Consider the following 23327-nt stretch of genomic DNA (forward strand, 5'->3'; position numbering starts at 1 on the left):
CGCGTCAAGCGCGGCCGCCGCGGTGCAGTCCGCGCGAGGCATAGCGGCCCATCAACGCGGCCTGCGCGCCGTGCGCTTCGATCGAGCGCGAAGCGCCCTCTTCACCCGGATGGGTGTCACCGTCGACACGGCGGTAAATGCCGTCGGCACCCAGGTCCCAGGCATCGCGGCCATCGTGCAGGTAGGCCACCAGGCATTCGTCGATGAGGCGCTGGCGCAGGCTCGGGTCGGTCACCGGCCAGGCCAGCTCGACCCGGCGCATCATGTTGCGGTTCATCCAGTCGGCGCTCGACAGGTACAGCGACTCGTCCTTGCCATTGCGGAAATAGAAGACCCGCGAATGCTCCAGGAAGCGGCCGATGACCGAGCGCACGCGGATGTTGTCGGTGAGGCCGGGCACCTGCGCCGGCAAGGTGCAGGCACCGCGCACGATCAGGTCGATCTTCACGCCCTTCTGCCCGGCGCGAACCAGCGCTGCAATGAGCGCGTCGTCCGTCAGCGCGTTCATCTTGGCGACGATGCGGGTCGGTTCACCCTGCTCGGCCGCTGCACCGAGTGCATCGATCTGCGTGACCAGGTTGCGGTGCAGGTCGAAGGGCGCCAGCCACAGCCGGTTGAGCTTGGGCAGGCGACTCTGGCTGGCCAGGTGCACGAACACGGCTTCCATGTCGGCAGTGAGCAGCGCGTCGGTCGTGAGGTGGCTGATGTCCGTGTAGAGCTTGGCCGTACGCGGGTTGTAATTGCCGGTGGAGAGATGGCCGTAGCGACGCATCTGCTTGCCCTCGCGGCGCGTCACCAGCAGCATCTTGGCATGCGTCTTCAGGCCGACGACGCCGTAGACCACCTGGGCGCCGATCGACTCGAGCATCTCGGCCCAGTTGATGTTGGCTTCTTCGTCGAAGCGCGCCTTCAGCTCGACCACCACCATCACCTCTTTGCCGCGGCGCACGGCTTCGCGCAGCAGGTCCATCAGCTCGGAATCCGTTCCGGTCCGGTAGATGGTCTGCTTGATGGCCAGCACCTGCGGGTCATTCACCGCCTCGCGCAGGAAGGCCAGCACGCCGTCGAAGCTCTCGAACGGCTGGTGGATCAGCACGTCGCTGCGCTGCAGCCGGTCGAAAAAGGACTGGCCGGGCGACAGCGTGACCGGGAACGAGGGCTGATAGGGCGTGAAACGCAGGGCCTGGAAGCGGGGCTCGTCGATCAGGTCGATGAGCTGGGTCAAGCGGGCCAGGTTGACTGGCCCATGCACGCGGTACAGCGCCTGCGCGGGCAGGTTGAACTGCGCCAGCAGGAAGGTCGCGAGCGATTCGGCGCAGCTGGCCGACACTTCCAGCCGCACGGCCTGCCCGTAGTGGCGATGCTGCAGCCCCTGGCGCAGGGCAGTTCGCAGGTTCTTGACGTCTTCCTCGTCCACGGCGAGATCGGAATGGCGGGTGACACGGAACTGCGAGAACTCACCAACCTCCCGGCCCGGGAACATGCTCGAGAGATGGGCGCGCACGATGCTCGACAGCGCCACAAACAACGTCTTGCCACCCGACACCTTGGCCGGCATGCGGATCAGGCGCGGCAGCACGCGCGGCACCTTGAGAATGGCGATCGGATTCTCGCGGCCGAAGGCGTCCTTGCCGCCCAGGCGCACGATGAAGTTCAGCGACTTGTTGGCGACCTGCGGAAACGGGTGCGACGGATCGAGCCCGACCGGAATGAGCAATGGCCGCACTTCACGCTCGAAGTAGTCGTACACCCACTTGCGTTGCAGCGGCGTGCGCTCGCCGTGCGAAATGATATGCAGGTCGTGGACGGCAAAGGCCGGCATCAGCGCATCGTTGTACAGCGCGTACTGCTTGGCCACCAGCGCATGGGCGGCAGCCGACAGCTTTTCGTACGATTCGATCGAATAGGCGCCGGCCTGGTCGCCGACGCTGTCGGCGATGAGATGGGGTGCTACGCGGACTTCGAAGAATTCGTCGAGATTGGACGAAACGATGCACAGATAGCGCAGTCGTTCGATGAGTGGAACTGTGGAGCGTTCGGCCCAGTCGAGCACGCGCTCGTTGAACGCCAGGATGCTGTGGTCGCGATCGAGAAGGGTCAGCGTGGGCGCCGCCGGGGCTGCCTCACGCACTGCAGGGGGAGACGACATGGTCACGGATTCTGGAACATCGGGCACCGAGGTGCTAGCCGGTGGAAATATGACAGTGTCGACGGTGCACATGACTTATTTGTGACAGGCGTCACAAATCTTCAGTTGCCTAGAAAGTGCTTCCGGTAGCGCGCAGGCAGATCGTCGATGCGCATCAGCATGGGCAGGTCGGCGGTGTTGAAGTCAGGGTCCCACGCTGGCGCACCCAGCACCTTGGCTCCCAGCCGCAAGTAGCCCTTGATCAGCGCCGGCGGCTCGACGACCAGTTGGCCGTCCAGGCGGTCTACCGGCAACGGCAGGCGCGGCTGCACCTGGTACTGGATCGGCGCCATGTGCGTAGCCGAGAGTTGACGCCAGATGCTGGCAGCGGCATCGCCACTGGTCACGCCGTTGTGCGACATCGGTATGCTGGCGCAGCCGATCATCGTGTCCAGCCGGTTGCGGTGCATGAAACCGGCCAGCGCGCCCCAAAGGGCGAGGATGACTCCGCCCTGGCGGTGGTCGCGGTGCACGCAGCTACGACCCAGTTCCACCATGCGCTCGCGCAGGTCGCGCAGCCGGGTCAGGTCGAACTCGGTGTCGCTGTAGGTGCTGCCGACACGGCGCGCCTGTGCCGGGGTCAGCACACGGTAGGTGCCAATGACCTGTCCGCTGGCCTCGTCGCGCACCAGCAGATGCTCGCAAAAATCGTCGAACAGGTCGATGTCGTGGCCTGCGAGCGATGTCGTCAGGCGTGCACCCATCTCACCGGCAAACACATCGTGACGCAGACGCTGTGCCGCGCGCACATCGTCCTGGTGGCGCGCCCAGCTCACGGTGATGCCCGGCGTCGAACCCGCAGCCACGGCCACGGCCGGTGGCACGATCGGGGCCGGTTGCGGCACCGCAACCTGCGTCGGCGCGATCGCGGCATGGACGACCGCCGGACGGGCCGGCTCGGGCGCACGCCAGAAGGTGGCACGCACGCCCAGTTGGGAAATCGGGAACATCGGGTTGGGAAGTTCTTTCATTGGAACCCTTTCTGCGCCCAAGTCTGGCGAACCGCGATGAACAGCGCATGTCAGCGGCGTGGCAGTTGCGTGACGTCCAGGCGCCTGTGCAGTTCTCCGGCAGCGGCCAGCAGCACATATGTATATGCTGACGCCACTCTTTTTCTCGGATCGCAGCGCCATGTCCCAAGCTCCCATCGACGTCTATTCCTGGCCTACACCCAACGGCCACAAAGTCCACATCATGCTCGAGGAGTGCCGCCTCCCTTACGTGGCCCATCCGGTGAACATCGGCAAGGGCGAACAGTTCGCCGCCGACTTTATGGCGATCAGCCCGAACAACAAGATCCCCGCCATCACCGATCCCGTGGGTCCCGGCGGCAAGCCGATCTCGCTGTTCGAGTCGGGCGCCATCCTGGTGTACCTGGCGGGCAAGACCGGCAAGTTCATGCCTGCGGGCGACCGCGCGAAGTACGACGTGCTTCAATGGCTGATGTTCCAGATGGGCGGCGTTGGCCCCATGCTCGGCCAGGCGCACCACTTTCGCATGTACGCGCCGGAGAAGCTTCCCTATGCCATCGAGCGTTACACCAACGAAGCCAGGCGCATCTACGGCGTGATCGACAAGCAGCTGTCAAAGAACAGGTTCATCGCCGGCAGGACCTACTCCATCGCCGACATCGCCATCTTCCCCTGGCTGCGAAGCTGGGAGAATCAGGGCATCGTGCTCACCGACTACCCTCACTTGAAGACCTGGTTCGATGGCATTGCTGCACGCCCCGCCGTGCAGCGCGGGGTGAAGGTACTGGCCGACCTGCGCACCCCCATCACCGGCGACAAGGAACGCGAGATCCTGTTCGGCAAGACGCAGTACCAGAAGCGTTGACGAAAGAGTTTTTCAGAAATTCCAGACACCCCGAAAATCCACGCTATAATCAAAGGCTTGTCGGGGCGTAGCGCAGCCTGGTAGCGCATCTGCTTTGGGAGCAGAGGGTCGTGAGTTCGAATCCCACCGCCCCGACCATAGAAAAGTGAATGCCCGCAAGGACTTAGGTTCTTGCGGGCATTTTGCTTTTGCGAAGGATCGCGTCCAACCGTTGAAGGTTGATCTAACGGCCATCACTCCCCACACCAGAGGTTCGGAGCCGGTTCGCACCAACGTGGCCTACCCATATACCGAGCGCCCCCCGCCGCACGTGCATCACATGCCAGCCCTCCGTGCGCAGGTCGATCGCGCCGCCGACGAGCATCTTGGCGAAGCTCAGGCGGCTGATGCCTAGGGATGTTCATCCAATACTGGGCATCTTTCCGGCAACTGGACCCAGGCCAGCGCCTGCATGCCCCCCCAGAATTCTTCAGGGCCAAACCACATGCAGAACGGAGATAGCGTCTGAGCACACATGGATGCTGAGCATGCCAGGTTCGAATCCCACCGCCCCGTCCCTCAAAAAGCCTCATTCAGGGGCGCACGGAGCCAGTTGGCAGCGGCCCTTCAGCAGATCAAACATCTGTAACAGATTCAACAACCATCGCGTTACCAGCTGGTACCTGTCAGAAGATTTGTTTCATACGCACACAACATCGCGTCGGATTCAGCCGCAAACCCCATAGGCCATGGATGCCCGGGGACATAGCATGTCCACGTTGAAAAAAGACTACAAGTTTGGCGTCGAACGCCGATAGAGAGCCTCATGAATTGGAAAATCAATGCCGCATTGGCCTTTGCGGCCTTTGTTCTCGCCGCACTCGTGGTCCTCGTCCCTATGGACCACGATGTGTCGCTGATACCGGGGATGGCGCTCATGGGCGTCGTCCTGGTCCTGATAGGAAGCCTTGTTGTCGGTGGCGTGCGCCTGCTCAAGGCCAAACTGCGGCCACGCAGGCGCCATACGCATACGGCGCGTTGAGGTCCCCAGACCGATGTACCAAGCAGGAAGTCCAGACAGTGGCGCAGTGATGCATCCGTCACGTGTAAACCCGGAGATTCGCTTCCTACAGGAGTTCGAGGATTTGCCCCATTACGAAAACTCGGCACAAGTCGCAAACTGAAAGTGTTGTTTCTTAATACATCAACAAAAAAATAGACCGAAGGGGCATCCCATGTTCACGTTCCTTGTAGTTTCGTTGCTCGTCATCTACGCGCTTTTTGGTCTGGGTATCCTCAGCATGGCGCGTGCAGCATCTGTGTCGGACGAGGCGATGGAAGCGCACTCCGCGTACCAGGGCACGACACATCCCGTACGCACCCAGTCTCGACGCATGCAAGACCGGCACGCCAGCCCACGCACCGCTCAGATGCCCGTTTCAGGCCTCGCTTCGGGCATGGTGCACAGAGAGCCATAACGGCAGCATGTCGGGTGCCATGGGCTTGCCCACGAGGAAGCCCTGCAACTCGTCGCATCGCGCGGCGCGCAGCGTCTGGGCCTCTTCGTCTGTTTCGACGCCTTCGGCAACCACCTGCAAACCCAGCGCGTGCCCCAGTCCGATCACGGCACGCGCAATGGCCATACCCGTCACATCTTCATCGGTGGGATGAACGAACGAGCGGTCCACCTTGAGCTTGTCGATAGGAAAACGATGAAGGTAATTCAGGCTTGAGTAGCCCGTGCCGAAATCGTCGATGGACAGCATCACACCCAGTGCCTTCAACGCCCGCAATTGCGCAAGCGTCTCGGCCGTCGCATCCATCAAGCTGGATTCGGTCAGCTCGATTTCAATGTCGGATGGCTGCACACCCCTCGTCTGCATCGCCTCGCGCAATTTGTCGATCAAGGCGGAATCGCGCAACTGGAGCGCGGACATGTTGACGGAGACCGGCACGCGGCCCAAGCCCTCTCGCTGCCATATCGCATGTTGTTCGCAGGCCTGGCTGATGACCCAATCGCCGATCGCGACGATCTGCCCCGACTCTTCCGCAATGGGAATGAATTCGGCGGGCGGTACGCTGCCCAGTTCGTCGTTGCGCCAGCGCAAGAGTGCCTCGACGCCCGTGAGCGCGCCAGTGACGGCATGCACCCGTGGCTGGTAGTGCAGCGTCAGCTCGTCGCGTTCAATGGCGTGGCGCAGCTTCGACTCGACGTGCAGGCGCTGCTGGGCCCGCTCGTTCATATCGGAAGTGAAGAAGCGCGCCATGTCGCGTCCGTTGGCCTTGCTCTGGTACATCGCCACGTCGGCGTGGCGCATGAGCGTGTCGATGTCCTGCGCATCGTCCGGGTAGATCGCAATGCCGACGCTGCAGGATACATGGAGCTCCGCGCCGCCGACGTCATGCGGTTTGCGGATGCGCGGCACGAGACGGCGCTCCACCACGTTGAGGATCTCGTGCGCGTCGGCCACCCCGTTGAGCACAATCACGAACTCATCGCCGCCCAGCCGGCTGACGGTGTCGATGGAGCGCACCGATTCGGTCAGACGCCGCGCGACCGACCTCAAAAGGCCGTCGCCGACATGGTGGCCCAGTGAATCGTTGATGTTCTTGAAACGGTCGAGGTCGATGAACAGTACGCCCACGCGCTGTCGGGTGCGCTGCGCCTGCTGAATCGCCATACGAAGCCGCTCGATGCACAGCGAACGGTTGGGCAGCTCGGTGAGCACATCATGATGTGCGAGAAAGCGGATGCGCTCCTCGCTGCGCTTGCGGTCACTGATGTTGATCGACGTGAAGATGTAGTGCGAAATGTGCTCGGGGCCATCGCGCACCACGCTCGCCACCAGCCAAGCGGGGTAATGGGTGCCGTTGCGTCGGCGGACTTCCACTTCGCCCTGCCAGGACGATCGCAGATCGAGCATGGGCCACATCAGGTCGAAATGCATGGTGTCATCTTCGATCAGCACGTCGGGAGCCTCGCCCGCCAGGGTGCGCAGCTCATGACCCGTCTGGCGGCACATGGCGCGGTTGACGGTAAGGATCCTGTGGTCCTTGTCGATGATCATGATGCCTTCGGACGACGCCTCGAACACCTTCGCCCACAGCTCCAGGCGCTGCTCCATCTGCTTGAGATGGTTCACCGGCGTGAAGGCCGTCAGCACCGCGTCCTGCCCCTGGTAGGTCAGCCGGCGCGCCGACAACACGGCCCACGATGGCTCGATGCCACCGCGCCACCGCACCTCGAACTCGTCGACGGCCTTATGGTCGGCCAGTTGTTGGAAGAACCGGGCGCGCACCGACGGTTCGAGTCCGTGCGCCCACGGATCGCGCGTGCTCCCGTTCAGCCAGGCCTGCGCTGGCGGGTTGGCATTGAGTACCTCGTGGCCGGGAATGGCGGTGACCATCATGGGAATCGGAATGGCCGCGACCAGATCGCGCTGCGCCTCGGCTGCGCGCGCGGTGGCCGCGAGTTCCTGCTGGATGCGCCGTTCACGGTCCAGCTGGGCAAGCATGTCGTTGAAGCCCAAGACCAGCCGGCCTATTTCGTCGCCACTGTTCCACTCGGCACGCAGGCTGTGGTCGCCGGTGCGGCGCACCGTGTCCACCACGTCCGACAACCGACGCAGAGGCTTTGCGATCTGCCTCGCCACGTAGAACACCGCCGTCAGAATCAGCAGCAACAACGTCAGCGCCGTGCCCAGGTGCAGCCACATGCGATGAAAGAACCCTCGTTCTCGCGTCTGCAGCATCGTGCCCAATTCGGCATTGCCCAGCGTCCATGCATGGTCGAGGTCGCTGAACAGCGCCTGCTGCGCGGCGTCGAAAGCCGATGCAGCGCTGGCATCGGTGGTTTCGAGCCGCTGGCGCGCGGCACGGCGGAACCGGTCGATGCCCGCGGCCAGGCGCTTGCGGGATGCGCCCAGCCTGTCGCGCAACTGTCCGTTTGCAGCCACGAAGGCCTCGCCGTAGTCGCTCTCGATGCCCGCGGCGACAGCGTCTATTCGACCCTCCAGGGTGAAATACTGGGCGCGAATGTCGGCTGCAGTCAATCCGTCGGGGCCCGGTGTCTGCAGCCGCGCAGCCATGCTCGAACCCAGTTCCATCAGTTCGGGAAAGCGCAACAGCACCAGCGACATCGTGTAATAACTGTCGAGGTCGGGATCCAGAATGAGGTTGGACTGATTGCCGATGCGCGTGACAAGCGCTCGCCCCTGTTCGAGCGCGTCCAGCGCGCCGGACACTTGTCTTGCATCACGCTGCCCTCCTTCCTCTGTGCCCACTCCTTCCTGCGCAGCAGTCACCGCACGGCGAAACCCAAGGCTGGGCTCGGCGGTCCGCATGCCGTCACCGAGTTGACGTTCGACCTGTGCCAGCACAGCGTCACTCGCCACACGGGCCTCTCGCCACCCCGCAAGTGCCAGCAGGCTAGGCTGAAGCTCCTTGATGTAAGCCAGCCCTGTCATCTCCTTGCGCCCGAAATCGATCGCAATGAACTTCTCGTTGATCAATATCCCGCTGATGAAGATGACGGCCGTGAGATCCAACAGGTAGATGACCAGCAGTTTGCGCCCGACACTCAACCTGCCCAAGCGACGAGAAATGATTTGCAACATGTGACTCCCCAACGAAGACAAATGTATGCAAATTACTGACCTTTGACGCGCAAGCTGGCCGGAAAATTAGAATTAGACCCGTGTCGACTTCAAAAATCCTGCGGTGTTCTCGTCGAGACCAGGTTCGACCTCCTCGTTGTGCTCACCCTCGCGTGGAGCACCGGGGATCTCACCGGCTGGAAAATCGGGTTCCACGGGCAGTGGGACGGGGGCGTCGCTGGGCGAGGCGGGAGACGTGGGGCGCATGGAAAATCCTGACAGGGTGAAGATGATCTTGAAATAATAGGTCGCAAGGCCTTTTGCCCGCGTAGGCGCCCCACCGATTGACCTGTGGTCGGCGCCGTCGCCCGCTTCGTGCAGCCTCCGTGAGGCAACAGGGCGAACACGCGCAGGAGCGTTAGAATCGCGCCGTCTTGTTGACGGGCGTACGCAAATGCCCGGCCGGCAATTTCTCACTATCTGTCCGTAGCTCAGTTGGATAGAGCATCGGCCTTCTAAGCCGAATGTCGGGGGTTCGATCCCCTCCGGACAGGCCACATATATGGTTGATGTATCGCAGATGGGCGAGCCGGCCGGTCTACCCGCAGGCCGCTACCCGCCCAAAGTCTCCCAAATTGCCCGGCACGATCAAGGTCCTCTGTGGGGCACCTCGGTGCTTGGCCCGCCTCGTGCGGGCCTTTTTTCGTCCGCTCGCGCCAACGCACCTTCTTTGTAAGCCGCGTCAAACACTCTTGACATTTTGGACACCCCTGCCCAGCGCCCGGTCGGTAGAGTCGACCTTGGTTTCTCCATGGGACGTTTCCAGATGACGTTTCTTCAGCCCGCCAGCGTGCGGGCTGTTTTTTTGGGGACGTAGGGCCCGGTCGACAACGCGCAGCAGGCGTGGCACTGACGCGCTCAAAGCACCTTCACCGCGCGACCGATGAACTGGATCGGTCCGGTGGGCCGGTTCAGCGGCGACCCATTGGGAGGCTCCAGCGTCAGCTCGAAAAGCTGGTTGGGTTCGAGCGGTGGCAGCCGATCGATCGGCACGCGCAAGGTCTGGCCCGGCTTGACCAGGCCCAGCGACACCGGACCGGCCCAACCGTCGGCCTTGGTCCAGAACTGCAGCGACTTCTCCTGCGGCACCTCGGTCGCGCCCAGCGGAATCAGACTGAGCTGATGGTTATCGGCGGTGGCCGTCTGCACCACCCACCCCGGTGCTTTGTCCTGCGGCGCGACCAACACGACCATGTATTGCGGCGTGACCGGCGCACCCAGGCGGGTCACGAGCACCGCAGCGAGCACCGCGGCCGCGGCGAAGCCGGTGCCGGCCAGCCCGCGCCAAAGCCCGAGATGATTCCACCAGCCGCTGCGTGCCGTCTTCTGGCGCACGGCCGCGGCGTTCGGCGCCGCACCCGTGATGCCATTGACGCTGTCGTGGATGCGCGGCCACAGCTGCGCCGAAGGCTGTACCGGCGGCGCCAGGGCCGTGAGCGGCATCAGCCGGGCCTCCCAGGCATCCACCGCCTGCCGCAGTGCAGGCTCGGTCGACATGCGCTGTGCGACGGCGTGTCGCGCCTGCGCGGACAGCGTGCCCAGGACGTAGTCGCCGGCCAGCGCGTCGAGCGACTCGTCAGGCGAATCGTCAGGCGGTAGTGCGGCCTGATCGGACATCGTGCTCATGCCATGCACTCCCGCAGCATGCGCATCCCGCGCTGGATCCAGGTCTTGACCGTGCCCAGCGGCGTACGGGTGCGTTCGGCGATCTCGCTGTGCGAGCAACCGTCGACATAGGCGTAAAGGATGCAGTTGCGGCGCTCGGGCTCCAGGCTCGCCAGGCAGCCCTGAAGACGGCCGAGGTCGGCACGCAATTCGAAGGGATCGGCCGCGGCAGCGTGCGCACGCAGGGCGGCGTCGTCCTGAATGGCGGCCGACGCTTCCTCATCGACCGGCACTTCGCGCGCGCTGCTACGGACGCGGTTGAGCGCCGCATGGCGAACCACGCTGTAGATCCAGCCGCGGCCTGCGCCGCGCGACGGATCGAAGGTTCCGGCCCGCTGCCAGATACTGATGAAAGCGTCGTGCAACACATCCTCCGCATGCTGGTGCTGGCGCACGATGCGCAATGCCACCCCCAGCAGGTAACGGCCTTCGCGTTGGTAAAGTTGCTGCAACGCGCCCTGGTCGCCCCGGGCGCAGGCCACGAGCGCAGCGTCATAGTCGAAAGGGTCGTCGGCGGTCACGGTCGGCGGCAGGGAGGGATGGATCGAACCTCATGGTAGTCGACCGGTGCCCGCCGACACCGGCCGTGTTTCCCCCCATTCCGCAGGGTCAGGCGGCTTTCCAGAAGATGTAATCGGCCTGGTACTTGACCGTCTGCTTCTGGCCCTTGGTCATGGGCGTGCAGGGCGTCGAAGGCGCCACGCCGCCACTCAATGCCACGCGCTGGATGTAGGTCACGCCGCTCATGGCGCCCATGCCCATGGCGGGGTTGGCTTTCACCAACTGGTATGGCAGGCTGGTCGGGCCCGACGGCGCAACGGCCAGTTGGGTGGCGGTCAGCTTGGAACCATCCATCGACTCCCAGGTGGCCGGGGGGCCGTAGTACCTGCCGACCTGCTTGCCACTGCGGTCGTTCAGCGCCGCGTTGGGGCCGACGAACACCCATTCGGTCTGGCCAGGCATGTTGGCCTTGTCCCGGCATTCGTAGGTGATGTCGCCCACGCCCACGGTTTCCAGCGCAACCCGGTTGCCGGCGGGCACCTGAATGCTCGGCGGCAGGCTGGCTTGCGAAAAAGTCGGCGCCATGGTGCTGCTGCCCATCGACCCACAGGCTGTCAACAGTGCGGCTGCGGAAACAGCGCCCCATGCGGCGGCGGGACGGACGGAAGTGATGAAGGACATGTTCTTCTCCAGTGGGTTTGAAAGGGTCAGCAGCGGCTGCTGCTGCATGTACTACCCACCGGTTCCTCGTTCGGATGCACCCCGCGAAAAAAATGATTCAGCGGATGGTCAGGGGGCCGCCGGACCGAAGCGCGGCACGCGATTTTCCATGTTGGCGCGCACGGCCTCGGCCTGATTCGCGCTGCCGATCAGCCGCTGCTGCTCGACCGACTCCGCCATCAGCAACTCAGCCGCGCCGAGGTCCAGCGACGCGTTGAGCAGCCGCTTGCCGCCACGGATGGCATCAGGGCTCTTGGCCGCGATCTCGTGGGCCAGCGCCAGCGCGTCGGTCAGCGGCTCGGCCGACAGGCGCGTGGCAAAGCCGATCTGCAGCGCCTCTTCGCCCGTGAAGATGCGTCCGGTCCAGGTCAGCTCGCGCACCACATCGGCCCGCGCGAGCCCGCGCATGAGCACCATACCTGCCATGTCCGGCACCAGGCCCCATTTGATCTCCATCACCGACATGCGGGTGTCGGGCGCCACGATGCGGATATCGGCACCGAGCGCCACCTGAAGGCCGCCGCCGAAGGCCACGCCATGCACGGCGGCAATCACCGGCACCGGCACGGCGCGCCACACCATGGCGACCTGCTGCGCCGCGTTCGAGATGCCGTGCGTGCGCGTCAACAAGTCGGTGCCGGCCGCACCATCGCCGAGCACGTCGGCGGCAGCCCCTTGGCCCATGCGCTCGAAGGACTGCATGTCGAGCCCCGCGCAGAAGGCCTTGCCGCGGCCGGCGATGACCACCGCGCGCACCTGCGCATCGCTGCACAGCCGCGTGCCGGCTTCGATCAGCGCGTCGAACATGGCCGGGTCCAGTGCGTTCATCTTGTCGCTGCGCACCAGTTGCAGCTCGACCACGCCATCGGCATGGCGCGTCGATTCGATACGGTCGTTCATGGTGTCTCCAGAGTTTTTGGCGACGCGAGTATCGGCGCTGGATGACGGTCCAGCCTGTCACGCTCCGGTCAGCCGGTTCAGGGTTTACTGCCATTTCGGCAGCGGTTTCGAAAACGTTTGGCATGCCCCAGCGCTATCGCATGCGCGACTGTCATAAATCTGTCATATGAAGATTGCGACAATCGTTAACTAAAGCTCGCATGCGCGCAACCGATAGCCAGATAAAAGGCGACGCGCGCTGCTGATCCCACATCCACTCACTCCGAGGAAAACGCCATGAATGCCATCAAGTCCGCAAGAAAATTCATCGTCGCCAACCCTGCCAGCGAGTCTTCACGCACGCTCGCACTGCTGGTGCTCTCGCTCGAATCGGAGACTCAGTTCAACGTCACGGAGCTTTACAAGCTCGACCTGGAAACCTTCGATCTCGCCATCGACGTGCTCAAGCAATGGCGCATCGACCGTTACTACGCGGGCAAGGCCAAGCTGTTTGACCTGTCGCTGCAGGTCAGCTCGCTGCCTGATTGAAAAGCGTTCTCCGCGAACTCCTTAAACTGGGCCCATCACCCCGTTCCCAGGAGACGCACACATGAAGATTCTTTTGCCCATCGATGGATCGACCGCCTCGCTCGAAGCCATCCATCACGCAACGCAACTCGTGCAAGCCGGACTGCAGGCGAGCTTCGTCCTCGCCAACGTGCAGGCACCGGCCAATTTCTATGAACTGGTCTCCACGCCCGATGCGGCGTCGTTGGAAGAAGTGAGCCAGGCTGCCGGTGCGCATGCGCTCGCTCAGGCACAGGCGCTGATGCAGGGCGCCGGCCTCGACTTCGAAAGCGAAGTCGCGTCGGGCGATCCCGGCAACGTGCTGGTCGAGATTGCAGAGCGCTACGGCTGCGACATGGTCATCATGCAGACGGGGGGCGCGGGCGAGCTGCGCCAGGCGTTGCTGGGCTCGGTGTCACATTCCGTGGTACATGGCGCCCACGTGCCAGTGACACTCGTGAACACCAGAGCGCGCTAGAACGCTAGGGCGGGCCGTTGCGCAGACGGTCCTCGCGCTTGAGGGCCAGATAGCTCGCGAGATCGATTTCGTGGAGCTGGCGCGGATACCGCTCCGTCGCCTCGTACCAGGCCAGCAGGCGCGCGTCCTGCTGCTGCGGCGCGGGCACATCCATCGCGGACAGGTAGGCTTCGACGGCCAGGAAATAGCGCATCGCATTGCGCTCGACGAGTCCGCGCGTGCCACGGATCCAGTCGGTCTCTCCGCCAGGAAGCCGGCCCAATGCCGTGAAGCCAACCTTGTCGCTGCCGAAGGTCGCCAGATACGCCTGCGTGGCCACGCGTGCCACCAGGTTGTGTTCGTAGGCGTAGCTGAAATGCAGAAAGGTCCGGCCATTGCGCAGGCGCACGGCTTCCAGCACCACACGGTAACTGCGCGTCCCCAGCGGTCCGCTCTCCGCGCTCAGTTCCACGGCCATGTAGTCGGGGTCCATGGCGATCGTGCGATAGAGGAATGGCAGCGTGAACGCGCTGTCGACCGGCTTGTCGTACCGGCGCACCACACTCAACGTCAGCACCTCTCGGCCCGAATCGGTTGCCACCTGGCAGCGACGGTTGTTGATGTGCAGGATCAGCGCCTCACACCAGCGCGCCGGTGTCTTGAGCGCGGCCGCGACATCCTGCAACGGATGGTCGACGATGGCATAAACGTCGCCCTTGAGCCCTTCGGGCAACTCCATGGAGTCAAGCACCAGCGGTCGGCCGAAAGGGCTGTCGCCCAGCCGTCCACCCAGGGCCTGTTGCGTGTCGCGCAAGGCCTGCGCCGCACCGGTCGTCGGCGATGCGGCGAGCGCCGCGTTTCCGGCCGCCACGCTGGCGGCCAGGACCACCTGCAGGCCTGTCCCCACGATCCGGTTCCATCCACGTCGCATCGAAGAACGGTACATCCTTGCACGATAGCTCACCGACGACCGAGGTTGCAGGTTCAGTCCCGCCATTTCCATCGGATGCAGCAAATCACACATATTGAAACATTCAGACCGGGTCGTGGCACGCGCCTTGCCATGCTGCCTCAAGCGGCGCAGCAAGTCGGCCGACGGCTCCTCTGCTCCATCCGGAAGCAGACCGTTGGCACCAAAGCGGTGCAGCTGTTGTCAACCCGAGCCATGCCATCCACCGATCCTCATTTCGACCCGGCGACCACCCAACAGACCTTCCGTCTGGGCACCCCCGACTACCTGGCGCCGCCACTGATGGCCGCCATCGTGAGCTATATGCGCAGCAGCGCACCTGGCGCGCGCCTCGTGATGCAGCCGCTGTCTCCAGACTGCGATTTCGCCTCGGAGTTGGCTGACGGCCGGCTCGACGTGGTCATCGGGAACTGGCCGCAACCGCCTGCGCATCTGCGCAGCAAACTGCTCTTCAAGGACGAGACGGTATGCCTGGTCGATCGCGCGCACCGTTGTGCCGCACACATGCGGCGTGAAGACTACCTGGAAGGTTCGCATGTCGTCCCTTTGACCTACAGCGTACCGGCAGGCGGGGTGGTCGAGATCCATCTGGCTTCGCACCAGCTTGCACGCAACCCCACCGTGACGGTGCCCTACTTCAGCATGGCGCCCCAATTGCTGCCAGGCACGGACCTGATCTACACCACCAGCCGGCACTTCGCGGAACATTACGCAGCGATCCTGCCCCTGGCCATCGTGACGCCCCCCATCGACTTTCCGGAAATGCGCTTCTATCAACTGTGGGACGCCAGCACCGAGCATGCGGCGGATCGTCTGTGGTTCCGCTCGCTGCTTTCTGCCGTCGTGCGAACGGCCCAGGCCACGCAGCACACGCGCACACCCGACCGCTCGGCGGGACGGACCGGGCACTCGCCCTGAAAGACGGACCAATGTCTTCCGCGCCGCAGGACTGCCGGCGCCGCAGCTCGACGGCTCAGGGACCTTTACGGATCTTGCGTGGCGGTGTGCGGGACGCGTCTGGGCGGCCCGCCCTGCCCACTGGGGGACGGCCAGAACCGTTGTCGCGCGGCGGCAGGCCGGTGTGCTGGGTGAGCAGGCGGCCCTTGGTGGGCGACTTGGGCGACGACGGGACCACCGCTTCTGCCGACACGCTCGAGTTTTTCCTGCGCGCACTGGTGTAGCTGCCGTCGGTCAGCGGCTGCCAGGTGGGGATCAGATGGTGCTTGCCGTTGCCGATGAGGTCGGCGCGGCCCATGCTCTTCAAGGCCTCACGCAGCAACGGCCAGTTGTTGGCATCGTGGTAGCGCAGGAACGCCTTGTGCAACCGCCGGCGCTTGTCGCCGCGCACGATGTCCACCGTTTCACTGTCGCGTGTGATCTTGCGCAGCGGGTTGCGGTTGGTGTGGTACATCGTCGTCGCCGTGGCCATGGGACTCGGGTAGAAGGTCTGCACCTGATCGGCGCGGAAGCCATTCTTCTTGAGCCAGATCGCGAGGTTCATCATGTCCTCGTCGCTGGTACCCGGATGTGCCGCGATGAAGTACGGGATGAGGTACTGCTTCTTGCCCGCCTCGGCCGAGAACTTCTCGAACATCTGCTTGAACTTGTCGTAGCTGCCGATGCCGGGCTTCATCATCTTCGTGAGCGGGCCCTGCTCGGTGTGCTCGGGCGCGATCTTCAGATAACCGCCGACGTGGTGCTGCACCAGCTCCTTGACGTATTCGGGGCTCTGTACGGCCAGGTCGTAGCGCAGGCCGGAGCCGATCAAAATCTTCTTGATGCCCTTGAGCGCACGCGCACGCCGGTAAATCTTGATGAGCGGGTCGTGGTTGGTGCCGAGGTTCGAGCAGATGCCCGGATACACGCAGCTCGGCTTGCGGCAGGCCGCCTCGATCTCGGGCGATTTACAGCCGAGCCGGTACATGTTGGCGGTCGGCCCGCCCAGGTCGGAGATGGTGCCGGTGAAGCCCTTGACCGAGTCGCGAATCGCCTCGACCTCCTTGATGATCGAGTCTTCCGAGCGGCTCTGGATGATGCGGCCCTCGTGCTCGGTGATCGAACAGAAGGTGCAGCCGCCAAAGCAGCCGCGCATGATGTTCACGGAGAAGCGGATCATCTCCCAGGCCGGAATCTTGGTGGCGCCGTCATGGCTGCCGTTCTCGTCGGCATAGCGCGGATGCGGGCTGCGCGCGTACGGCAGGTCGAACACGTGGTCCATCTCGGCCGTGGTCAGCGGAATCGGCGGCGGGTTGATCCACACGTCCCGGGCGGTCGCGCCTTCGCCGTGGGCCTGCACCAGCGCGCGGGCATTGCCGGGGTTGGTCTCCAGGTGCAGTACACGGTTGGCGTGCGCATACAGCACCGGATCGCTGCGGACCTGCTCGTAGGACGGCAGCCGGATCACCGAACGGTCGCGCGGCGGCACCTGGATGCGGGTGCGCATGGCGAGCGCCGGATTGGGCACGAAGTTCAGGGGCTGGATGGCCGGGTTGGCGGCCGCCGGGCCGCGCGACGCCGCCGCAGGAAGCGGCGCGCCGGTCTGCGCGGCCTTGGCGACGGCCTCGGCCTCGTCTTCGCGCGCGCAGGTCGCGCCATTGGCCTTGGCCTGGTCGGACACCATCAGGTAAGGGTTGACGTGCGCCTCGACACGACCGGGCGCGTCGACGCTGGTCGAGTCGATCTCGAACCAGCCTTGGGCCGATTCATCGCCACTGCGGCGAACGAAAGCAGTGCCGCGCACGTCGGTGATCTGCTGCACCGGCTCCTTGGCCGCCAGGCGGTGGGCAATCTCGACGATGGCGCGCTCGGCGTTGCCGTAGAGCAGCAGGTCGCATTTGGCGTCGACCACCACGGAGCGGCGCACCTTGTCCGACCAGTAGTCGTAGTGCGCAATGCGCCGCAGCGACCCTTCGATGCCGCCGAGGATGATCGGCACATCGTTCCAGGCTTCACGGCAGCGCTGCGAATACACGATGGCCGCACGGTCGGGCCGCTTGCCGCCGATGTCGCCGGGGGTGTAGGCGTCGTCGCTGCGGATCTTCCGGTCGGCGGTGTACCGGTTGATCATCGAGTCCATGTTGCCCGAGGTCACGCCGAAGAACAGGTTCGGCTTGCCCAGCGCCTTGAACGCGTCGGCGCTCTGCCAGTCGGGCTGGGCGATGATGCCGACGCGAAAGCCCTGTGCCTCCAGCATGCGGCCGATGACGGCCATGCCGAAGCTCGGATGGTCGACGTAGGCGTCGCCGGTGACCACGATGATGTCGCAACTGTCCCAGCCGAGCGCCTCCATCTCCTGCCGCGAGGTGGGCAGGAACTTCGCCGTGCCGAAGCGGGCCGCCCAGTACTTGCGGTAGCTGGTCAGCGGCTTGGCAGCGCGCGTAAAAAAGGAAACGTCGACCGGGGCGTTCATCGTGGCTTGGGGGGTGGGCCTGCGGATGGCCGGGAGTGCGGGGGACCGAAGATTGTAATTGGCTCCCTCTTCCCTGTCGTTGGCAAGGGTAAGGGCGCGCGCCACCCCGCGGCACACCCGCGCACGCGTACCCGCGGGGGATCAGCCCAAGCTCATTGCATGAACCAGCCGTGGCTCACCACCAGCGACTGGCCCGTCAGCGCGTTGGTTGGAAAGCCGGCGAACATCAGTGCGACCTGGGCCACATCATCCGTGGTGGTGAATTCACCATCGACCGTTTCCTTGAGCATGACGTTCTTGACCACCTGCTCCTCGGTGATGCCCAGCGTCTTGGCCTGCTCGGGAATCTGCTTTTCGACCAGCGGCGTGCGCACGAAGCCCGGGCAGATCACGTTGGCGCGCACGCCGTATTTGGCGCCTTCCTTGGCCACCGTCTTGCACAGGCCGATCAACCCGTGCTTGGCCGTGACGTAAGGCGCCTTGAGCACCGAGGCTTCCTTGGAGTGCACCGATCCCATGTAGATCACGCTGCCGCCGCGGCCCTGCGCATACATGTGCTTGAGGCACGCCTTGGTCGTGAGAAAGGCGCCGTCGAGATGGATGGCGAGCATTTTCTTCCAGTCGGCAAAACTGAATTCGTCCACAGGATGGACGATCTGGATGCCCGCGTTGCTCACCAGGATGTCGATGCCACCAAACGCCTTGACGGCTTGCTCGACACCGGCATTGACCTGATCTTCATCGGTCACGTCCACGCCCACCCCGATGGCCTGCGCGCCGGTCGCCGCGATCTCTGCCGCCGTGGCCTCGGCGGCCGCCTTGTTCAGGTCGGCGATGACGATCTTCGCGCCCGCCTTGGCATACACGATGGCGATTTCCTTGCCGATCCCGCTGGCCGAGCCGGTGATGAAGGCGACCTTGTCCTTGAGCTGCATGAGACGATTCCTTGGTGTGACAAAAACAAAGAAGAGAAAGAAAGATTCTCCAATGAAACGGCAACGGCCGGGCGGTACCGCAAGCAGCGCCACAGCGGCCGTCAGGTGGGGGTCTTGGGCTGGCGCGCCTTGCCTCCCACGCGCATGTCGAGCGTCGGCCGACGCACACGCAGTGCGTCTGGCTCGGTCAGGTCGAAGGTGGTCACGCCGTTTTCGGTGGCGCTCTCCAGCCACTCCGGGTGGGCCAATGTGTTGCGCATGTCGCGCACGCCGGCCTCCCAGTGTTCACGCACGGTCGCACGCGAGAACTCGTAGTCCTTCGAGTCGAGGTCATAGGGCCGGTTGCGGTAGATGAGATGCACGATGTCGATCGGCGCATGGTTCATCTGCGCGCGCAACAACTCCACGCTCTCGTCGTCACGCAGCCGCGCGGGCAGCTTGGCGATCAGGTCGACCACCGCCTGCTGCAGGTTCACGTTGGCAGACAGCGCGTCGGTGTTCATGCGGGTGCGGCTCGAATAGACAATGTCTTTTTGCCGCTGGGCGACTTCCGACAACGTCTGCGGCATCGTGCCGCGCGCGCTGAAAAGGTCCACCTGCAAGGCCACCAGGGGCTCGGTGCGCACGTGGGTGTCCAGCAGGTACTGCAGCGGCGTGTTCGAGACGATTCCACCGTCCCAATAGTCTTCGCCGTCGATGTGCACTGGGGGAAAGCCCGGAGGCAAGGCGCCGCTGGCCATGATGTGCTCCGGGCCGATCTTTTGCGTGCGGTTGTCGAAATAGACGGAATTGCCGGTGCGCACATTGACCGCACCGACGCTCAGGCGCATGTCGCCGTGGTTGATGCGGTCGAAGTCGATCAACCGTTCCAGCGTCGCCTTCAGCGGCGTGGTGTCGTAGTAGCTGGTGACCGGTGCCGCGCCGCCGAGCAGCAGCGTGGGGTCGACGCGCGGCTTGAAGAACCCGGGAATGCCGAAGAGCACGGCCGACGTTGCACTCCACTGGTTCAGCAGCAGCCGGTTGCCCGTGCCCGCGGGCAGCTGCTGGCCCGGCGCCGAAGACACCAGGTCCCAGAACTCGCGCAACCGCGCCACCCGCTGGCCCGGTTCATTGCCGGCGATGAGCGCCGCATTGATCGCGCCGATCGACACGCCGACGACCCATTCGAGGTCTTTGACACGCACGGACAGCGCGTCGTACACGCCCGCCTGGTAGGCACCGAGTGCACCGCCGCCCTGGAGCACCAGGGCCTTGTCGGCAAAACGCATGGCGGGCCCGGTTGCGGGGGCGCGCACGCTGGAGGGGATGTCTTGGCTCATCCCGCTATTGAACACCATCGGGCCGACCGGCAGCTGACGTACGGGTCCGGGCCTCCAGCGCGGCCTCGGAACCGGGCCGCACCGACCCCTTGAGCGAGCCATACGCGTGTGCATAGACCCAGGTGAATTCGGCGCCCAGAAGGAAGATCTGTGCGGAGTAATAGACCCACACCAGCACCACCACCAGCGAGCCCGCAGCGCCGTAACCCGACGCCACGCTGCTCTTGCCGATGTACAGACCAATGAGGTGCTTGCCGACGGTGAACAGCAGCGCCGTGACCGCCGCACCCACCCACACGTCGCGCCACTGCACCCGCACGCGGGGCAACAACTTGTAGATCATCGCGAAGGCTACCGTCACCATGGCGAAGCTGAAGGTAAAGTTGACGAGCTGGGCCAGCGTTTCCCAGCCGCCGAAGAGGGGCGACCACCACTTGCCCAGCGCGGAAAGCGCCGCGCTGGCGACCAGCGACACCATCAAGAGGAAGCCGATGCCCATGATCATGCTGAACGACAGCAGGCGCACCTTCAGCAAGCTGACGATCCCGCTGCTCTGCACGCGCACCGGCGCACGCCAGATGCGGTCCATCGAATCCTGCAACTCTCCGAACACGGTGGTGGCACCTACCACCAGCAGCGTCACGCCAATGACCGTGGCGACAACGCCCTCGGTCGGCTTGTTCACCGCCTCCAGCATGCCCTGAACCGCCAGCGCGCCCTGGGCGCCCATCATCCCCGAGAGCTGCGCGAAGATCTCGCCCCGCGCGGCATCCTGGCCAAACACCAGTCCCGCCACCGAAATCGCGATGAGCAGCAAGGGGGCGACGGAGAAGACCGTGTAGTAGGCGAGCGCCGCGCCCATGCTGGGGGCGTAGTCGTTCTTCCACGAGATGACGGCCTGCTTGCAGAGGTCCAGGAGTGCGCTGAAGTTCATGATCGGAGTTTCGCAGCGCGTGGCACCGCGCCGTGTCGGCGCAGACCCCGGTCTGCGCCTTTGTGCGCGCCGCATCATAATTTCGGCCATGCATCCGGCTCCACCTGCCGCGGCGGCTGAAGCCGACCGCCCCCGTCCGCGCTCGTGCGGCGACCTGTTCCGTTCGTTCACCTGGCTCGCGCTCCAGGGTTTCGGTGGGGTGCTGGCCATCGTGCAGCGCGAAATGGTCGAGAAGAAGCGCTGGCTCTCCCCTGATGAATTCCTGGAAGACTGGGCAGTGGCGCAGGTCATGCCCGGCCCGAACGTGATCAACCTGGCGCTCATGATCGGCGACCGCTACTTCGGCCTGCGTGGCGCCTTGGCTGCCGTGGCTGGCATGCTGACCGTGCCGCTCTTCGTCATCCTCGGCCTGGCCCTGCTCTATGCGCACTACGCGGGTCACCCGCAGATCGCCGCCGCGTTGCGCGGCATGGGCGCCGTGGCCGGCGGGCTGATTGCAGCCACCGGCATCAAACTGGTGCCGCAACTGCGACGGCACCCGCTGGGCTTCGGACTGTGCCTGGCCATCGTGGCAACGGTGTTCGCGGCCATCGCCCTCGTGCGGGTGCCGCTCGGCTGGGTCCTGATCGTGGTCGGCGGTCTCGCCTGCGGCGAAACCTGGCGCAGGTTGGCACGATGACCATCGTCATGCAATCGCACGACTGGCTCGCTTTGCTGGGCCAGTACCTGATGCTGTCGATGCTGTCGATCAGCGGCGCCATCACCACGGTGCCCGACATGCATCGCTATCTGGTGGTGCAGAACGCCTGGTTGACCGATGCGCAGTTCAGCTCCTCTGTGGCCATCGCCCAGGCCGCCCCGGGGCCGAACGTGCTCTTCGTTGCGCTGATGGGCTGGAACGTGGGCATCAACGCCGGCGGCGGCATTGCGGCCGGGCCACACGCCTGGGCGCTCGGCCTGCTGGGGTTGACCATCACCATGGTGGGCATCATGTTGCCCAGCACCACCCTCACCTATTTCGCGACGCGCTGGGGCCATCGCAACCGCACGCGGCGTGAAGTTCGCGCCTTCAAGCAGGGCATGGCGCCGGTCGTGGTCGGCCTGCTGATCGCCACCGGCTGGGTGCTCGCGACAGGCAACCAGGCCGGCGGTACCGCGCCAGCCTGGCATCTCTGGCTGCTTGCGGGGGCCGCCACCGTGGTTGTGTGGCGCACGCGCCTGCATCTGCTGTGGCTGCTCGCTGCCGGCGCGCTGCTCGGCGTGCTCGGCTTTGTCTGACCTTCTCTCTCAAGAAAGCGACTTCCATGCAATTGCGCCCACTCGGCCGTTCGGGCCTCGATGTTTCTCCGCTCGCCTTCGGTGGCAACGTGTTCGGCTGGACGGTGGATGAAGCCCTGTCCTTCCGCCTGCTCGACGCCTGGCTCGACGCTGGCTTCAACTTCGTCGACACGGCCGACGTGTACTCGGCCTGGGTCCCTGGCCACACGGGCGGGGAATCGGAGACGATCATCGGCAAATGGCTGCGCCAGACCGGCAAGCGCAACCGTGTGGTGCTCGCCACCAAGGTCGGCAAGCCGATGGGGGAAGACAAGAAAGGTTTGTCGCCAGCGTACATCCGTGCCGCAGTCGACGCCTCGCTGCAGCGCCTGAAGACCGACCACATCGACTTGTATCAATCGCACGACGACGATGCTGAAACGCCGCTCGAAGACACACTGGGCGCGTTCGCCGAACTGATCAAGGCGGGCAAGGTGCGCGCCATCGGCGCCTCGAACTACACGGCGCCGCGACTCGCCCAGGCGTTGGACGTATCGCAGCGGCTGGGCCTGCCACGCTACGAAAGCCTGCAGCCGCTCTACAACCTTTACGACCGCGCCGTGTTCGAGGACGCCCTGGAGCCGCTCTGCCTGGCGAACGACGTGGGCGTGATCAATTTCTACGCGCTGGCCGCCGGGTTCCTCACCGGCAAGTACCGCAACGAGGCCGATGCGGTCAAGAGTGCGCGCGGGGCGAATACGACCAAAAAGTACCTGAATCCGCGCGGCCTGCGCATTCTCGACGCACTGGACCAGGTGGCGCGCACGCACAACGCAACCCCAGGCCAGGTGGCGATCGCCTGGCAGATCGCGCGCCCGGCCGTCACGGCCCCCATCGCCAGCGCGACGTCTGTGCAGCAACTCAACGAATTGACGGCCGCCGCGACGCTCAAGCTCGATGCGTCCTCGATCGCGGTGCTGAATGCGGCCAGCGCCGAGCAGGCCTGAGCGGGAGACGACCCCAACTGTAGGCCCCCACCGACACCCACTGCCGATG

At 64.6% G+C, this 23327-nt stretch carries 20 protein-coding genes and 2 tRNA genes; 10 read left to right on the plus strand and 12 right to left on the minus strand.

The features are described 5' to 3' along the window. Positions 1-4: 4 nt before the first annotated feature. Positions 5-2149: a polyphosphate kinase 1 gene (gene ppk1 / locus J2W36_RS06945; protein ID WP_307688963.1), complete on the minus strand. Its 2145-nt coding sequence runs from the start codon at positions 2147-2149 to the stop codon at positions 5-7. Between the two features lie 101 nt (positions 2150-2250). Next, positions 2251-3159: a GNAT family N-acetyltransferase gene (locus J2W36_RS06950; protein WP_307688964.1), complete on the minus strand. Its 909-nt coding sequence runs from the start codon at positions 3157-3159 to the stop codon at positions 2251-2253. Between the two features lie 160 nt (positions 3160-3319). Here J2W36_RS06950 and J2W36_RS06955 point away from each other — a divergent pair, with 160 nt between their 5' ends. From J2W36_RS06955 to J2W36_RS06965, 3 genes are all read left to right on the plus strand, one after another. Beyond that, entirely contained in the window at positions 3320-4024 is a 705-nt protein-coding gene (locus J2W36_RS06955) for a glutathione binding-like protein (RefSeq protein ID WP_307688965.1), read from the plus strand. Positions 4025-4085: 61 nt separating this feature from the next. After that, positions 4086-4162, plus strand: a tRNA-Pro gene (locus tag J2W36_RS06960). A 667-nt stretch (positions 4163-4829) separates the two neighbouring features. After that, positions 4830-5045, plus strand: a complete 216-nt coding sequence (locus J2W36_RS06965; protein WP_307688966.1) for a hypothetical protein — start codon at positions 4830-4832, stop codon at positions 5043-5045. Positions 5046-5442: 397 nt separating this feature from the next. Here the strand turns inward: J2W36_RS06965 and J2W36_RS06970 are convergent, their stop codons facing one another. Then, complete coding sequence (locus J2W36_RS06970) at positions 5443-8619, minus strand: EAL domain-containing protein (protein ID WP_307688968.1); 3177 nt, start codon at positions 8617-8619, stop codon at positions 5443-5445. A gap of 459 nt (positions 8620-9078) precedes the next feature. Here J2W36_RS06970 and J2W36_RS06975 point away from each other — a divergent pair. Continuing rightward, positions 9079-9155: transfer RNA gene (locus J2W36_RS06975), tRNA-Arg, on the plus strand. A gap of 361 nt (positions 9156-9516) precedes the next feature. Here J2W36_RS06975 and J2W36_RS06980 read toward each other — a convergent pair. From J2W36_RS06980 to J2W36_RS06995, 4 genes are all read right to left on the minus strand, one after another. Continuing rightward, the gene (locus J2W36_RS06980; protein WP_370869282.1) at positions 9517-10275 is read right to left on the minus strand and encodes an anti-sigma factor; all 759 of its coding nucleotides are present in this window, start codon (positions 10273-10275) and stop codon (positions 9517-9519) included. A gap of 5 nt (positions 10276-10280) precedes the next feature. Continuing rightward, entirely contained in the window at positions 10281-10844 is a 564-nt protein-coding gene (locus J2W36_RS06985) for a sigma-70 family RNA polymerase sigma factor (protein WP_307688970.1), read from the minus strand. A gap of 88 nt (positions 10845-10932) precedes the next feature. Further along, entirely contained in the window at positions 10933-11505 is a 573-nt protein-coding gene (locus tag J2W36_RS06990; protein ID WP_307688971.1) for a DUF3455 domain-containing protein, read from the minus strand. 108 nt (positions 11506-11613) lie between these two features. Further along, positions 11614-12444, minus strand: a complete 831-nt coding sequence (locus J2W36_RS06995; RefSeq protein WP_307688972.1) for a crotonase/enoyl-CoA hydratase family protein — start codon at positions 12442-12444, stop codon at positions 11614-11616. A 276-nt stretch (positions 12445-12720) separates the two neighbouring features. On the opposite strand from J2W36_RS06995, the gene J2W36_RS07000 reads away from it, so the two are divergent. Further along, on the plus strand, positions 12721-12972 hold the full coding sequence (locus J2W36_RS07000) for a hypothetical protein (protein ID WP_307688973.1): 252 nt from the start codon (positions 12721-12723) through the stop codon (positions 12970-12972). 61 nt (positions 12973-13033) lie between these two features. Next, positions 13034-13468 carry a universal stress protein gene (locus tag J2W36_RS07005; protein WP_307688974.1) on the plus strand — a complete coding sequence of 145 codons (435 nt, stop codon included), beginning with the start codon at positions 13034-13036 and terminating at the stop codon, positions 13466-13468. Between the two features lie 4 nt (positions 13469-13472). On the opposite strand, the gene J2W36_RS07010 is transcribed toward J2W36_RS07005, so the two are convergent. Then, on the minus strand, positions 13473-14354 hold the full coding sequence (locus tag J2W36_RS07010; RefSeq protein WP_307688975.1) for a hypothetical protein: 882 nt from the start codon (positions 14352-14354) through the stop codon (positions 13473-13475). A 258-nt stretch (positions 14355-14612) separates the two neighbouring features. Between J2W36_RS07010 and J2W36_RS07015 the strand changes: the two genes are divergently transcribed. Further along, positions 14613-15335: a LysR substrate-binding domain-containing protein gene (locus J2W36_RS07015; RefSeq protein ID WP_307688976.1), complete on the plus strand. Its 723-nt coding sequence runs from the start codon at positions 14613-14615 to the stop codon at positions 15333-15335. A gap of 55 nt (positions 15336-15390) precedes the next feature. Here the strand turns inward: J2W36_RS07015 and J2W36_RS07020 are convergent, their stop codons facing one another. The 4 genes from J2W36_RS07020 to J2W36_RS07035 all read right to left on the minus strand — a co-directional run bounded on the left by J2W36_RS07020 (position 15391) and on the right by J2W36_RS07035 (position 21014). Continuing rightward, positions 15391-17826, minus strand: coding sequence for a YgiQ family radical SAM protein (locus J2W36_RS07020; protein ID WP_307688977.1), 2436 nt, complete (start codon positions 17824-17826; stop codon positions 15391-15393). A gap of 152 nt (positions 17827-17978) precedes the next feature. Next, positions 17979-18761 carry a 3-hydroxybutyrate dehydrogenase gene (locus J2W36_RS07025; protein ID WP_307688978.1) on the minus strand — a complete coding sequence of 261 codons (783 nt, stop codon included), beginning with the start codon at positions 18759-18761 and terminating at the stop codon, positions 17979-17981. Positions 18762-18862: 101 nt separating this feature from the next. Further along, positions 18863-20080 (minus strand): DUF3734 domain-containing protein, encoded by a 1218-nt coding sequence (locus J2W36_RS07030; RefSeq protein ID WP_307688979.1) that lies wholly within the window; start codon positions 20078-20080, stop codon positions 18863-18865. 4 nt (positions 20081-20084) lie between these two features. Next, positions 20085-21014, minus strand: a complete 930-nt coding sequence (locus tag J2W36_RS07035) for a YihY/virulence factor BrkB family protein (protein ID WP_307688980.1) — start codon at positions 21012-21014, stop codon at positions 20085-20087. A gap of 88 nt (positions 21015-21102) precedes the next feature. Between J2W36_RS07035 and J2W36_RS07040 the strand changes: the two genes are divergently transcribed. Genes J2W36_RS07040 through J2W36_RS07050 form a run of 3 tightly spaced genes read left to right on the plus strand, consistent with a single transcriptional unit; the run spans position 21103 to position 23278 of the window. Further along, positions 21103-21693, plus strand: coding sequence for a chromate transporter (locus J2W36_RS07040; protein ID WP_307688981.1), 591 nt, complete (start codon positions 21103-21105; stop codon positions 21691-21693). Further along, positions 21690-22292 carry a chromate transporter gene (locus tag J2W36_RS07045; RefSeq protein WP_307688982.1) on the plus strand — a complete coding sequence of 201 codons (603 nt, stop codon included), beginning with the start codon at positions 21690-21692 and terminating at the stop codon, positions 22290-22292. Before J2W36_RS07040 ends, J2W36_RS07045 begins: the two co-directional genes overlap by 4 nt. Positions 22293-22318: 26 nt before the next feature. After that, positions 22319-23278, plus strand: coding sequence for an aldo/keto reductase (locus tag J2W36_RS07050; protein WP_307688983.1), 960 nt, complete (start codon positions 22319-22321; stop codon positions 23276-23278). The last annotated feature ends 49 nt before the right edge of the window (positions 23279-23327 follow it).

Source organism: Variovorax ginsengisoli (assembly GCF_030811835.1).
Lineage (GTDB): Bacteria > Pseudomonadota > Gammaproteobacteria > Burkholderiales > Burkholderiaceae_C > Variovorax > Variovorax ginsengisoli_C.